Here is a 14,674-nt window from a genome sequence, read left to right as displayed (position 1 = left end):
AAAAAATATGTCTTTAATATACATAAAAAAACAAAAAAAAGGAATAAAATTTGTGTGAAATTTAGCCCTTTTAGACAAAAATCATTAAATCTATTAAAAGCACCTTAAAAAACATGCGTTCTACGTGTAAAACATGTTTTTTTTTGTTTGAAAATACGAATAACAAGAAATGTTTTCTTTTATAAAAATGATAGTATTAAATATATTCTATAAAAAGGTGATTATATATGATGAAAAAACGATTATTAACTATGCTAATTGTAGTTTGTATTTTTTCCTTTTCCCAGTCAGTACTAGCAGATGAGACTACTCCATCCGGAACCTATAGTGTGACTCCGATATTATCTAAAAATCAAACAAATGATGTGGAAGGTTTTTTTGATATAAAGTGGCAGCCAGGAAAGGAAGAGCAGATAGGGGTAAGAATCTCCAATAAAACCAATGAAGAAAAATCATATAATATTTTAGTAACTAAAGCAGAAACGAATGTAAATCAGATAATTGATTATAGCAACAATAACGATTCAGAATTGCCTACGAAATTTAAGATTAAAAAACAAGTAAGTTTTCCACAAACAGTTAATCTTAAAGCAAATGAAAGTAAAGTAATTGAAGGGATGGTAGCTTTCTCAAGTGATGATTTTAATGGAATATTAATGGGAGGGATTAATATTTCTGAGAATACCGATAACACACAAAAAAATAGCGGCATTAGCAATGTTGTTGTTTACAATATTCCAATCGTGTTAAGAGGGAATATCGATGAACGACCAGTTCCGATAATTGAGTTTGGCAAGTTGAACTTGGAGGAATCATTGACTAATACCATGGTGTTAAATGTTCCTATTAGAAATTTAGGTCCCAACTTGTTAAATAAAGTTAGTTTCGATTCAAAAGTATTTAATAAAAATAAAGAGATGGTAGAAAAAAGAAATGTTGTATTTGATGTAACTCCGGAGACGATTTTTGATTATCAAATACCGTTAAGTGAAGAGTATAAACCGGGAGAGTATACACTTAATTTAGTCATGACTCATAAAAATGCTGGAACTTGGGAGTTTAATCAATCATTTACCGTGACAGATAAAGATTCAAAAAAAATAAACGTAGTGAAAAAAGAGAAACGTAACAGTTGGATGATAATAGTGAGTTTGATAATTTTAGCTTTGCTATTAACAATATTCTGGCAGCTCTCTAAAAAACAAAAAAGGAGAGAGGATCTATGAAAAAAAAACTCTATTTTGTTGCAGGATTGCTATTAATTTCATTTTTTTCTGTTCCTACGAAAACCTATGCAGGTGTTGATGAAAAACTATATTCTGAGACTGAAGCATTGAACAAATCAGATTTTAATAATATGGCTGTATGGTTCCCAATTTTTAGAGAATACGATGAAGATAGAAAGTGGGGAAATGTTGGTTCAGTAAAATATATGTGGAAGAGGAGTTTGGATGGAACCTATCCTAATATTCTCACGCGTGGAAGACAAGTTTTAGGAAATAATGTTGGAGATATAGTTGTTTATGAATTTACTAACAAACCTCCATATAATGATGGTAATAATGGTACCGGAGTGACGGCATCAGGTGATTTTTGGTTAGGATATGCATGGGCAATGGCATCAGGTAAATTTCAAACGAATAAAACTTTTTATAGTGATGATGGTCAGATAAGCATAAATATTCAAACGAGAAAGACAAATGATACAAGCAGACTACCTAAGTATACTATTACATTAAAAAGAGAAGCAGAACGAAATGGGGGCAACTATTCAAACTTGATGTTTAGTCTTTATGGGTTGCAGTCACAGTATGATTTTTATGATTCTTCGACATATAAATATAATGGTCTATTGGGTAGTACTGATGTCAAACTTAAAAATAAATACCACTTATTAAGTGAAACAAGGCAAACTGCTACACCACTTAGGTATGATTTTTCGGGTTGGATAAAGCAACAAAGTTTAGGAGTATTATCTTCAGATAATCTTCATACGGGATTATCAGGGCATGTTGAAGAAGAGGATCCGTGGAAGCCTGGACAAGGAGTCACTCAATTTGTTGATGAAAAAGGGATGAGCTACGAGGCAAATGAAGCTATAAAAGTAGGTTTATTGAAGGTAACAGGAGATGTTAATTTGGAAGTACCTGGTGTATATCCAGTCAAGTACACATACACATATATCAATGACCTAGAAGAAGAAGAGACCATTGAAACTACAACAGATGTCAAAGTAGATGGTACGTGGATTGAAAGCAAGTATTCAGAAGACGAAGTGACACTCTATACAGGAGAGGCTTTTGATTACAATGACTTGGTAAAGATTACTGATGAAAAAGGGGCACCAGTTGATTTTAATGAATCATTACATCTAAAAAATTCCAATTTAGAAGTCAAAGATGGTGTGTTAGTTTCGCCACCTGGAAATTATCAAGTAACATTTAGTGTGGCATTACCGTGGAAAGCAGGATCAACAAGAGAAATCACCATGAACTTAAAAGTAGTTGGGAATAGCTTAAGCTTGAACGTTCCTAGCAATATCAACTTTGGTTCGTATAAACTGGGAGATCCCAATACAACTCTATCTTGGCCTAGTGATCAACCTATAATAGTGGATGATGGAAGAAAAGTTAAGGGACCATGGGAACTATACGCTAAACTAATAGAAACATCTAACGAGGACTATTCCCAATGTTTATTAATGAATAAAAAAGCTATATCAGATTTGATTCCTATATATGTTAGTTTGGGTGATAAGGAAAAGACAATTATTAATGAAAGTTGGGATGCACAAACGGGAATAATAGTTGAGTACGGTGCTGTACAAGAACCTCGAGTAGACAGTGGTGTTATTGAATGGCTCCTTTCTCCTTCAACTAAGGAGGTTTCTGAATAGTGATAAAAAAGATGTTTTTATTATTAATTTTAACAGTTGCCTGGATAAGTTTCATATTTCCTTCAAATGTTTCAGCAGCGACCTCTTTAGTTAATATTGAAGTGATAGACGATAGTGTTGATATAGAAAACAAGGGTCAGAATGCTAATATACAACATCTTGAAAAAAAATTACCTCAAATGGGAGAAAGGAAAAATTATTTTAGCGTTGCTGGGGTGATAATCATTTTTCTGATTTTGTGCATTAGAAAAAGAAGAAAAATATACAGAGGTTTGTTACTAATGGGGATAGGGTTACTTACGTTCCCTTCTTTGGGGTATGCCGAAAGAAATGAAACAAACGTGAGTGCACAGATTGTGGCAGGAGAAATGGCGCTGCTAGTTGAAACCGATATAGTTAATCGCTCGGTAAAGTTATCAGAAGCAGGTTCCACTATTGGTATAGGACAATTGGTTTTGACTATTAGAGATTTTTCGGGTAGTAACGATGGCTGGAAATTGTTAGTTTCAACCACAGATTATGATAAACAAAAAAACTATTTTCATTTAACAGTAGAAAACCAATTAATAACGAGCGATTTTTCAACTGTTTATGAAAGTAAAAACAAAAAAGAAAAAATTAGTTTGCAAACCAATATCAGTTTATCAAATTCAGTTAAAGCTGGATTTTATAATACAACCTTAGTATGGCATTTAGAACCTAAGGTACAAAACAAAATATTAGAATAGGAAGTGTAGGAACAATGAAAAAAATAATGATAGGTGCGGTGTTAAGTGGTGGATTAGTGATGGGTGGCTATGGTCATACTGTTGAAGCATCAACAACTGATGTTAATGCAAATGTTACTGCTGGAGAGACAACATTTACTGTAGACCAAACACTTGATTTTGGTGAACAGTCTTTAGCAGAAAAAATTGTTTTCCCTCAAAAATCAATTAATTATAATGTGGTTGATTATAGTGGTAATGATAAAGGATATACTGTAAATGTAGCTATTACTGCTTCAAATGAACATGCGAAACTAGCTATTCAAGGAGTTCAACTCTCACCAGTTGCTTCAGAAGTTATTAACGCTGCTTCGTTAGCATTTGGTGAAAATCCAAACGTTTTTACTGCTGATTTAGAGTTATCAGGAGTACAAGAGATTAGTAATTATTCAGAAACTATTACATGGTCTTTCCAAAAAGCTACTGGCGAAGTAGCAGAATAATTCGATAATGCTAACCTCCTCTTATTATTAAAGAATGAGGAGGTTGCTTCCTTATATACTGTAAATGTATGAGAAGGGATTAAAAATGAAAAAAATAATTTTTACAGTTGGTTTAGTCATAATGTTGATGAATCTAGGTATTACAAAAGTAGAGGCGGAGACTACAACTGTTAATTCTTCAGTAGTGGCAGGAGATACAACATTTACAGTAGATGATTTTTTAGATTTTGGGGAACAACCACTGTCAAATAAAATTGTATTTCCTAGAAAAATAGTAGGTTGTACAGTTATTGATTACAGTGGAAATAATCTGGGGTTTACGGCTACTGCTGCGATTAGTCAAACAAGTGAGTTTGAAAAGTTGGTCATTACAAGTGTATATGAAGATGGACGTCAAGAAAGTCATCAACTATCAACCACACCAGTTGAAGTTTTTAATAAAAGTGAATTGGGATTTGGCATAACTAAAGGTGGTTTTTATGCGGATTTAGAATTAATGGGAATTGAGAAAACAGGCAATTTTTCTGATGGGATTACATGGGTATTCCAAAAAAATACCGCAGATATAAGAGAATGATTTTTTGAATCATATTATTATCTTCATTCAATTAATTTGTTAAGTTGGGTAATGATAGATGAGCTTCTATGAATTGCTGAATAATAATATGACCAGTGGAATGTTGATATACCAATGTTTTCTTTTTTAAAAATGTGATAAAACCGTTTTTGTTTAATCAAATGAGAAGGAAGCTCGTGAGAGTTCCCAATACTTAAAATGTTAATCACGATTTTCCTTCGAGATTACAAGATACGAGAATCACTGTTGGAAGCTTTGTTAGTCAAAGCAGATTCATCAACAAATCATCAAAAAGACATTTTCCAAAATTTGGAAAGTGTCTTTTTAAGCATATATTATTTCAATAAAAATCTAGCAATAGTTTACTTTAGTGTCTTTTAACAATAATCTCACTAGAAAATTACTATTTCACAAAATGATTCGCTAACCGGTCCCCAGCCCACTGAATAAGCTGGACGATTATCACAAGGATAACAATAACGGCAATCAAGACTCCCGTCTCATAGCGGTTATACCCAAACTGAATCGCTAAATCGCCTATCCCGCCGGCGCCAATTGTCCCTACCATTGCTGAATAACCTAACAGACTGATGATTGTCAACACAACACCACGAATCAGTGCCGGCAGACTTTCTGGAATCAGCACATCTTTGACAATCAGGGCGGTATTTCCGCCAGCAGCTACGGCGGCTTCAATGACCCCTGCGTTCACCTCTGAAAATGCTCCCTCTGCAATCCGTGCGTAGAAAGGGATTGCTGCAATAGATAGAGCAATCGCTCCACCAGTTGGTGTGTACGGGTCCTTGATCAACCAAGTAATCGGAACTAGCAAGACTACCAATAGGATTAAGAAAGGCAATGAGCGGATGGCATTGACAATAAAGCCGGAAATTTGATTGATGAGTGGCTGTTTGTAAAAGTATTCGTGATTCGTCAAAAATAATCCTAAGCCGATGATGGTGCCAAATAAAACTCCGATAACTGTTGCAACAGAAACCATATAAAATGTATCTACTAAAGAACTTAGAAGATATTGTTGCAAAATTTCAATTGTTTCTTCCATAAAAACACCTCCTATTGCCTTAAATCTCTTAAACTGTATACATTTTGTTCTAATTGTTGAACAGCTTGCTCCAATTGATTTTCTGAACCAGTGACATAGACGAGCAAAATACCTATCACATCATTTCGAATGTATTCGATTTTTCCATGGATGATGCTGATAAACACATCATAGGTTTTAGAAACTTCTGAAATCAAAGGGTCAAGCGTGTGGCCGCCCTGATAGCGCAGTTCCAGAAGTTTCCCATCGGCCAAAGTGGGTTCGATTTCTTCCGGGATAGCTAAATTGAAAAATCGTCCGACCAGTTTGCGGGTGATTTCCTTTTGCGGATTTGCGAAAATGTCAAATGTTTTTCCTGATTCTACAATGAGACCATTTTCCATTACAGCCATTCGATGAAACAGCCGTTTTGCTACTTCTAGTTCATGGGTGATGAATACAATGGTCAGCCCCATTTCACGATTGATTTTCTCGAGAATCTTCAAAATTTCTTCAGTAGTTTCCACATCCAAAGCACTTGTGGCCTCATCACAAAGTAAAATCTCAGGATTATTTGCCAGTGCTCTTGCAATACCAACCCGCTGTTTTTGCCCACCGGATAAATTATTCGGGTAAGCGTCCTTTTTGTCTCTCAAATCGACTAAACTCAACAGCTCATCAATTTGCTCTTGGCGTTTTTCTTTCGGATAGCCGCTGGCTTTTAAAGAAAACTCAATGTTCTGAAAAATAGTCCGGTTTTCAATCAGGTTAAAGTGCTGGAAAATCATGCCGATTTTTTGCCTGACTTTTCGAAGCTCTACTCCTTTTAAACCGGTGATTTCTTTTCCGTCAATCAAGATTTGACCTTCTGTAGGCTGCTGCAGCAAATTAAATGTTCGGATGAGAGTGCTTTTTCCGGCGCCGCTCAAACCGACGATGCCAAAAATTTCGCCTGCTTCCACCTTAAAAGAAACCTTTTTTACAGCAGAAATTGTCTGCTTTGGTGTTTGGAAATCAACGGATAGATTTTTTACTTCGATACTGCTCATAAAATTTCCTCCATTAATCGTTTTCTATTATTCATTCCAAAATTCCGGCTTACTGAAGTCTTTAAACGAAGATTCTGCAATGGCATCCTTGAACTCTTGGCTTTCCAACACTTCTTTTACTGCTTGAGCAAAATCAGAATCTGCAGCTTCTGTTGTGACAACAAAGACATTTTTATAATTTTCTGCTAAATCTTCCAGTGCTAAAGCGTCTGCGGGATCTAATTTCGCTGCCCATGAAAAGTTTCCGGGAACTAAAGCTGCGGTCACAGTGTCTTGAGAACGTACTAGTTGAGCGGCTTCCAAAGTTTTGAACTCTATATTTTTAGGGTTTTCCGCAATATCATTCACGGTAGCCTTGGCCACATTCACGTCTTCTTTCAGGGTAATTAGTTGATTGGCTTCCAGCAACAGCAAAGCCCGTGCCAGATTAGAAGCATCGTTAGGAATTGAAACGATGTCCCCATCTTTCAGATCTTCCAAGCTGTCGATTTGCTTGGAGTAGATTCCCATGCCCAGTGTAGGGACTATTTGCAATGCCGTTAAATCTAGATCATTATCTGTTGCGAATTGTTCCAGGTAGGCAGTATGCTGGAAAAGATTTCCGTCGATTTGCCCCGCATCCAAAGCTTTGTTTGGCTGCACATAATCATTAAATAGTTTAGTTGTCAGTGTATAGCCGGAATTTTTTTCTTCCAGTAAAGGTGATATCACTTTTGTTACCATATCGCCGTAAGGTCCTGGTGCTACTCCGATGACTTTTTCTTCAGCAGACTTGGCGTTGCCCTCATCCTTTGCTTCCTTGCTTTGTGTACCACAAGCAGCCAGTGTCGTCACTATTACACCGCTTAAAATGGCTAAAACTACTTTTTTCCTTAACTTCATACAATCTCCTCCTAGTTTTTATTTGGCAGTAAACAAAAAAGCCCTCGTCCTGTAAAAGGACGAGAGCATAGCTTCGTGTTACCACCTTAATTTGTTTGATTTTTACAAACCAAACCTCTATGATACAGAATCTAGCGATTCGATACCAGCATGCTGTAACGGGCAGCCCGTTGTCCGCTTATTTTGTGACTCGCAGACAACTTGCTCAAAGACCATCTTCCAAACCACTGGCCTTACTCCATCTCACCAACAGGAGCTCTCTTTGAAAGCAGTAAATTTGTACTCTTCTTTTCATAGCGTTTTAAAGTTGATTAAGAATCATATTAGCTGATGAAAGGAGTCTTGTCAAATTTTTTTTAGTTAAAGTGAGGAGATAGCATAAATAAATGGCAAATGGCGGTAATAAGATAAAGGGGAAAGGAGATTTGGAATGGTTGTTTTAATAAAGCTTTACTTACTGAAAGGGGAGAAATGATTAAATTAGTGTCGCAGGATTCAGGGAAAGTTTGGAAACTCTAGGCTACTGTTTTTGTCACTTTTCAAATTCCTTTTTAATTTGATTAATGATTTCCTCTTATTCAGCGACTAGATAGACTTCTTTCCCCTTGTTATTTGTTAAACTAATTAATTTTTTGATATGATTGTTTGTGGTGATATCTCTTCTTGATAATTCTGTTTTACTGACTTAATTTTATCAATTTGGACATCTTTTTATGCACATTTCACAAAAAAATACCGAGAGAAAAATAGCGGAGCTCCCGCTAACATCTTAAATTGTAGAGCCGGAGCAGTTTGTTTGTTCTTGAATCTCGCTTTTTTATTTTTAGTCATAGTATTAATTCGATTTATAGGCCCGTATTTTGAACTGGCTTGATAAATCAGCTCAAATTATTATGCTTTTTCTATTCCTTACATGTACTTATAGGTAATGTTTACATTGTTTTTGAACAAGGATGTCGAATTTTTATGACACTTTGCACTAATAAATCCATTAGTCGTCTTTCTTTTTTCTGTTAGTATTGAAAATAGGAGGGATTTAAATGGATCATCGAAGGATAGCAAGTAAATTGACAAATCAGTTGACATTGGAAGAGAAAACCACGTTAATGTCCACTCATCAAAGTGCCATCGAGAGGTTAGGAATTCCGGAATATCATATTGGTGGAGAAGCAGCCCATGGAGTTGTGGATCGTGGCAATATTAGAACTTCAAGCTTTCCATTGCCGATAGGCTTGTCACAAACATGGAATGAGACATTATTAATGGAAGTTGGTCAGGTTATAGGTGTCGAGTCCAGAATTCTTTATAATCAGTCTGGGAAAAAAAGTTGGTTAACACCGTGGGCACCTACAATTGATATGGCAAGAGACCCAAGATGGGGAAGAAATGAAGAAAGTTATGGCGAGGATCCCTATTTGGCTGGTGTATTGAGCAGTCAATTTATTATCGGTATGCAGGGGCAAGATGATCAGTTTGTTCAGGTTGCTGCGGCACCGAAGCACTTTTATGGCAATAATAATGAGTATCTAAGAGAAAACAGCTCCAACAGCATCGATGAACGCAGTAAATATGAATATTATTTAAAAGCATTTGAATCCGCTTTCGTGAAGGCAAAAGCACAGTCGATGATGACAGCTTATAATGGCATCAACGGCTATCCGGGAATGCAAAATCCTGATGTTAAAAAAATCGTCAAAAAAAAGTGGGGCATGGATGGGTTTGTCGTCAGCGACGGTGGGGCATTGTCATTAAATATTGAAGATTATGGTTATCATAAAGACTATGCTTCGGCGGTTGCCGATGGTTTGCAACAAGGAATAGATTGCTTTGTAGATGATAAAGATTTAGTAGAAACAGCGGTGAAAACAGCACTTGATAAAGGCCTGATAACAGAAGCAGATTTAAACACAGCGGTAACAAATATTTTGACTGTCAGATCGAGATTGGGACATTTTGTTGTGGAAACTCCTTATGACAGTTATCCTTTCGAATTGTTAGGAAGCGATACACATCATGCTATTGTCAAAAAAATTACAGATGAAAGTGTTGTATTGTTGAAAAATGAGGGTGTACTCCCTCTGTACAATCAACAGGTCACAGTTGTTGGGATGCTAGGCAATTCACAGTTAAGAGACTGGTATGGTGGTATTCCATCCAGACAAAGCACGCTAGTTTCACGTTTAAAAGAAAGCGGCAACTTGTCGGAATATATTGAAGGAAATCAACAGCTGATTTTAACTAACGGTAGTCAGCATATTATGGTGAGAGACGGTGAAGTAACAAAGACAAACAAAGAAGAAGAAGCGACAAAATGGCTGGCGGAAGATTGGGGGGAAGACGCCTATTTATTGAGAGATTCTGTAACAAAACGTTATCTCTGTTCCAATGATGATGGTCAAATTATGTTAAATAAGCATGAAGTGTTTGACTGGTTCGTTAAAGAATGTTTTGATATTACTCAAAATCAGTTGGCTGATTGGCGTGGCAGAGAGTTAGTCATTAGTAACGGTTGTTTGCTGAGGCGTGATAAAAAAGATGATAACAAACCAGTAACTGTAAAATGGCAAGAAGATCTGGAGTTGAAAAAGGTTAAGGAAATTGACAAGGAGAGTCAAGTCGTGATGGTGATGGGGAATCACCCGATGCTCAACGGCAGAGAATGTGAAGACCGTACATCAATGCAGTTTCCTAAGCGGCAATTGGATTTGTTAACTAGTTTAATCACACATCATCACAATGTTGTTCTAGTTCTAGTTTCTAGCTATCCTTATGAAATGTCCGATATTGTGCTGAAAGCATCTTCGATTGTGTATGCTAATCACGGGTCCCAAGCATTGGGGGATACATTGGAAGATATCTTGTATGGAAAAATTAACCCCTCAGGCAAGCTATCTCAGACATGGATCAAAGACAATACCTTGCTTCCAGATATCAGGGAGTATAACATAAGAAAAAATCCGCGAACATACCATTATTTATCAGACAATGTGTTATATCCTTTCGGTTATGGTTTGTCGTATGGTAATACTATTTACACAGAGATGGTAGTGGACAGTCACATTTGGGAGGAAGATAAAGAATATCAAGTCCGTGTAAAAGTAAAAAATCCCACAGAGAAAAGCATAAAAGAAACAGTTCAATGTTATGCTAGTTTTGAAAATAATGGCAAATTAGAACTTCCGCGAAAAAAATTAGTAGGATTCACCAAAGAAGTCATTGAGCCATATTCTGAAAAAGAAATTGTGATACCCATTCATACGAACTCGATGACATACTGGGATGTGGTTTATCAAGACTACCAGCTGCCAGAGGTCAATGTCAAACTAAGCATTGGAAAGAATGCTCAAGATGACTTATTATGGAAAAAGATACATTTATCAGGAAAAAATAGAGTAAACAGAGAAATTACAACTAGTATGTCTTTTTTGAGACACGATGAGTACCATCAAGTGGTATATGAGCAGGAAAATGGACGGCCTGGTATGCTTATGGAGAAAGATAGCTGGATTATATTTTTTGATGCTATCTGTCATGAAGAAACGGAGATATGTATTCGCTACAAAACTTTTGCTGATACGTTTTGTTACGTTTCAATCGGGGAGTTTCAACAGAAGGTGCCGCTTTTGAAACACAAAGATTCGGTTACCGTCACAATCCCTGAGCAAAAAGTACCTAGAGATTTAAAAGTAGGGGTTATGGGCTCGGTATTTATTTATGGTTAGTTAGAGAAGAGGAGAGAAAGTGAAGAACTCTGTCAAAAAACAATTACTGATGATTTTTATTGTGGTCACGATTATACCGTTGTTGTTTGCAGGAATCTTTTTGTTCATAAATATGAACACTATTTTAATGGAAAACAAGCAAAAGGACATTAGAATTCAGGCAATAGAAGTGCGGAACTCAGTATCAGACACATTAATCGCTATGGTAAATAAATCAGAAAGTATCGTGAGCAATGATGAATTGATAGCATTTATCTCTAAAAACTACGCTAGTGTCTATGATGTGTACTTGGCTTATCAACAGTTCCGGTTGTTTGAAGAATATATTATGCAGGATAAGTCTATTGGAAATATCCGTTACGTTGTGGATAATTCCAGTATCGTGACAAATTCGAATATTATAAATTTAAACGAAGAGATAGAGCATAGCGACTGGTTTCAAAAATCAAAAAATAATCAGATTGCATATTTTTGGCAGGTTCTTAAAGACCCGGTGACACACTATGAACAATTGTCATTAGTGAGGGGGCACTTTGAAAAAGGGCAGTGGGTGGGTACGTTGATTATCATCCCTGATGCGGATGTTATTAGGAGTTTTTTAAGCAACGATTTGACATCATCCATCGTTTTTCTTGATACTCAGCCTGTATATGTTGGCAGACACATACAAACATTGCCGGAATCATACGAAAAAATTTTTTTAGCCAAAGCGTCGGATGTTAAATCCGAATCCCTATTTGAGGAAACAATTGGGAATAAGACGTATTTCATCATGAAGAATGATGTAGAAGTCAATGATACGTGGACGACTGATTTTTCATTGGTGACACTGGGTGACAGCCTGACCATAAAAAGTGAAGTTAAGCAAGTCCTGCATAAAGGTTTGATGATTGTGATTTGTATAGTTGCAGTGTCTTTTGCCCTTTTGTCGGCATTTTTACAGTCATTCAACTGGCGTATACAACAACTGAAGTCGGCGATGTTCAGTGTGTCCCATGGAGATTTTTCCATTAAGGAAACGATTGGGGGCAATGATGAGATTAAAGATGTGTACGAAGAGTTGAAACGGACGATAGTCAGTCTCGAAAAGTTGATGGATGAAAATATTGCTCATGAAAAAAAATGGCATGAACTACAACTGCTGCAAAAAGAGTCGGAGTTAAAAAGGTTATCATCTCAGCTGAATCCCCATTTTTTATACAACACTTTAGAAATGATTCGTATGAAAGCATTGAAAAATCAGGATAGAGAAGTTGCAGACATTATCAAGCTTTTCAGTAAATTGATGAGACAGGCTTATCAGAAAGAAAATATCTTAACTAGCCTAGACAAAGAACTGGAGTTTGTGGAACTCTATTTGAAAATTCAGCACTTACGTTTTGGCGACAGGATTACGTATGACATTTATGTGGATGGGGTGGACACCAGCAAGTATCAGATATTGCCGATGGTTCTCCAGCCGATTGTTGAAAATGCTTTTGTTCACGGTATTGAGCTGAATCCTAATGGGGGACATTTACAGTTTAACATCCGAGAATCCGACACGCTTGAAATTGAAATCATAGATGATGGCGTAGGAATGAGGGAAGAAAAACTGACGAAATTAAGGACACAGCTTGCCGATGTGAAAAGTAAACGTATAGGGTTGATGAACTCTCAACAGCGTATCGGTTTATATTATGGCAAGGAGTTTGGGATTCAAGTAAAAAGTATCGAAGATGTTGGGACTAGAATTTTGATTAAGTTACCAAAAATTAAGGGTGAGAATAATGATGAAAGTCTTAATCGTTGATGACGAGCCGAATATTAGAGAAGGACTTAAATATTTGATTGATTGGGAAGCTCTGGATTGTCGGATAATCGGATTTGCTCAAGATGCGTATGAAGGATTGGAAAAAATCAAACAGCATTTACCAGATATTGTTATTTCAGATATTAAAATGCCTTATTTAACAGGCTTGGAGATGATACAAAAAGCAAAACATTTTTCAAATGACTCTGACTATATTTTGGTTTCAGGCTATTCAGAGTTTGACTATGCTAAGGAGGCAATTCATCAGGGGATAGCTTCCTATTTGCTTAAACCGATTGAAGAGGAAGAGTTGATCGATGCGATAAAAAAAATAAGTGAAACTAAGAAAAAGAAAAAAGAGCTCAAAAAAGCAAATCTTGATTATCAGAAGATACAGCGTTCGCGTGCCTTGAAAGAATGGATTGTTCATAAAAAAGAGGAAGGTAGTTTTAGCCACATTAAGTTGCAACCTAAACTTCAATTATTAGAAATGATAGCAGAAGAAAAAAATAATAGCAGCCGTAATTATTTTGGAGAGGTTATTAAAACACTTATTGAGCCGGAGGACATTCATTTTAGATATGGTAATGATTATTATGTCATCTTCTCTAATTTACTTCAGGGGTATGGAGAAAGCAAAATGCAGGAAATGAATGATTTGTTAGAAAAGCATCGGATAAGTATGACATCTTTTCAGCTGTCCCGGTTGATTAATTACCAAGACCAGTTGCCTGAAGTATACGACCAGATGAAAAAAAATGACCGGTATCGTTTTTTATTTGATGATGTTAAATATTTGTCGTGGGAAAAGCTTGCCGAGGAATTGTTAGTAATTAAGGAAGACTGCCACAATACCTCCCAAGAGATTTTTTCGGATATCAGAAAAGCAGTTGCCGATAAAGAGCATCAACCGTTTCAAAAGTCGAATCTTGCGCTACAAAAATATTACCAGCAATCTAGTTTGCAAGAAAATGAAATTAAGATAGAATTGTGTAATTTTTGTTTATCTGTGTTGGAAGAAGTGATTCAAGCATCTATGGCAGAAGTACCAGAAATTATGCGATTTGAAGTGATAGAAAACATCATGGGAGTTAAAAAATTAAGCTTGGCAATCGAACATGTTTTTATTTTCATTGACAAGCTGCTGCGGCTGATTCAAAGAGAATTGGACGACTGCAGTGATGTGATTCAGCAAATGATTAAATATACCAAAAAAAATTTTTCTGACAGTTTGACATTGCAAAAACTAGGAGAGATCTTCGGTTATAACAGTTCCTATCTGGGAAAAAAATTTAAAAAAGAAATGTCTGTTTCTTATGGGCAGTATTTGGATCAGGTTAGGATAGAAGAAGCTAAACGTATGCTAAAAGAAACGAATTATTTGATTTATGAAATTGCAGATAATGTTGGTTACACTACTTTGGATTATTTTCATAAAAAATTTAAGGCACATACACATATGAGTCCGAAGGTATACCGAAAAAACATAGAAAAGGATTAGTAA

General features: G+C 36.1%; 11 protein-coding genes and 1 other annotated feature. Of the genes, 8 read left to right on the top strand and 3 right to left on the bottom strand.

All coding sequences use genetic code 11. From position 1 onward, the window contains the following. The first annotated feature begins 230 nt into the window (after nucleotides 1-230). The 5 genes from AC4PHI_RS13140 (at nucleotide 231) to AC4PHI_RS13120 (ending at nucleotide 4,683) form a co-directional block, all read left to right on the top strand. On the top strand, nucleotides 231-1,226 hold the full coding sequence (locus tag AC4PHI_RS13140) for a DUF916 domain-containing protein (protein WP_492200279.1): 996 nt from the start codon (nucleotides 231-233) through the stop codon (nucleotides 1,224-1,226). After that, on the top strand, nucleotides 1,223-2,896 hold the full coding sequence (locus AC4PHI_RS13135) for a hypothetical protein (RefSeq protein WP_492200278.1): 1,674 nt from the start codon (nucleotides 1,223-1,225) through the stop codon (nucleotides 2,894-2,896). Before AC4PHI_RS13140 ends, AC4PHI_RS13135 begins: the two co-directional genes overlap by 4 nt. Continuing rightward, nucleotides 2,896-3,624 (top strand): hypothetical protein, encoded by a 729-nt coding sequence (locus AC4PHI_RS13130; protein WP_492200277.1) that lies wholly within the window; start codon nucleotides 2,896-2,898, stop codon nucleotides 3,622-3,624. Before AC4PHI_RS13135 ends, AC4PHI_RS13130 begins: the two co-directional genes overlap by 1 nt. Before the next feature lie 14 nt (nucleotides 3,625-3,638). After that, nucleotides 3,639-4,106: a hypothetical protein gene (locus AC4PHI_RS13125; RefSeq protein WP_492200276.1), complete on the top strand. Its 468-nt coding sequence runs from the start codon at nucleotides 3,639-3,641 to the stop codon at nucleotides 4,104-4,106. 85 nt (nucleotides 4,107-4,191) lie between these two features. Next, nucleotides 4,192-4,683: a hypothetical protein gene (locus AC4PHI_RS13120; RefSeq protein WP_492200275.1), complete on the top strand. Its 492-nt coding sequence runs from the start codon at nucleotides 4,192-4,194 to the stop codon at nucleotides 4,681-4,683. A gap of 403 nt (nucleotides 4,684-5,086) precedes the next feature. On the opposite strand, the gene AC4PHI_RS13115 is transcribed toward AC4PHI_RS13120, so the two are convergent. The 3 genes from AC4PHI_RS13115 to AC4PHI_RS13105 are packed head-to-tail and all read right to left on the bottom strand — an operon-like array spanning nucleotide 5,087 to nucleotide 7,656. After that, nucleotides 5,087-5,746 (bottom strand): methionine ABC transporter permease, encoded by a 660-nt coding sequence (locus AC4PHI_RS13115; protein ID WP_126809129.1) that lies wholly within the window; start codon nucleotides 5,744-5,746, stop codon nucleotides 5,087-5,089. Nucleotides 5,747-5,757: 11 nt separating this feature from the next. Next, on the bottom strand, nucleotides 5,758-6,774 hold the full coding sequence (locus AC4PHI_RS13110; RefSeq protein ID WP_492200274.1) for a methionine ABC transporter ATP-binding protein: 1,017 nt from the start codon (nucleotides 6,772-6,774) through the stop codon (nucleotides 5,758-5,760). A 27-nt stretch (nucleotides 6,775-6,801) separates the two neighbouring features. After that, complete coding sequence (locus AC4PHI_RS13105; RefSeq protein WP_492200273.1) at nucleotides 6,802-7,656, bottom strand: MetQ/NlpA family ABC transporter substrate-binding protein; 855 nt, start codon at nucleotides 7,654-7,656, stop codon at nucleotides 6,802-6,804. A gap of 52 nt (nucleotides 7,657-7,708) precedes the next feature. Beyond that, nucleotides 7,709-7,960: a binding site (T-box leader), on the bottom strand. 736 nt (nucleotides 7,961-8,696) lie between these two features. On the opposite strand from AC4PHI_RS13105, the gene AC4PHI_RS13100 reads away from it, so the two are divergent. Genes AC4PHI_RS13100 through AC4PHI_RS13090 form a run of 3 tightly spaced genes read left to right on the top strand, consistent with a single transcriptional unit; the run spans nucleotide 8,697 to nucleotide 14,671 of the window. Next, nucleotides 8,697-11,378, top strand: a complete 2,682-nt coding sequence (locus AC4PHI_RS13100; protein ID WP_492200272.1) for a beta-glucosidase — start codon at nucleotides 8,697-8,699, stop codon at nucleotides 11,376-11,378. A 19-nt stretch (nucleotides 11,379-11,397) separates the two neighbouring features. Then, nucleotides 11,398-13,170: a sensor histidine kinase gene (locus AC4PHI_RS13095; RefSeq protein ID WP_492200271.1), complete on the top strand. Its 1,773-nt coding sequence runs from the start codon at nucleotides 11,398-11,400 to the stop codon at nucleotides 13,168-13,170. Then, a complete protein-coding gene (locus tag AC4PHI_RS13090; protein ID WP_492200270.1) occupies nucleotides 13,148-14,671 on the top strand; it encodes a response regulator transcription factor in 1,524 nt (507 codons plus the stop codon). The genes AC4PHI_RS13095 and AC4PHI_RS13090 overlap by 23 nt, the downstream gene beginning before the upstream one ends. Nucleotides 14,672-14,674: the final 3 nt, after the last annotated feature.

The organism is Vagococcus sp. QWL-13, assembly GCF_058683555.1.
This window is presented reverse-complemented; position numbering and strand designations above follow the sequence as displayed.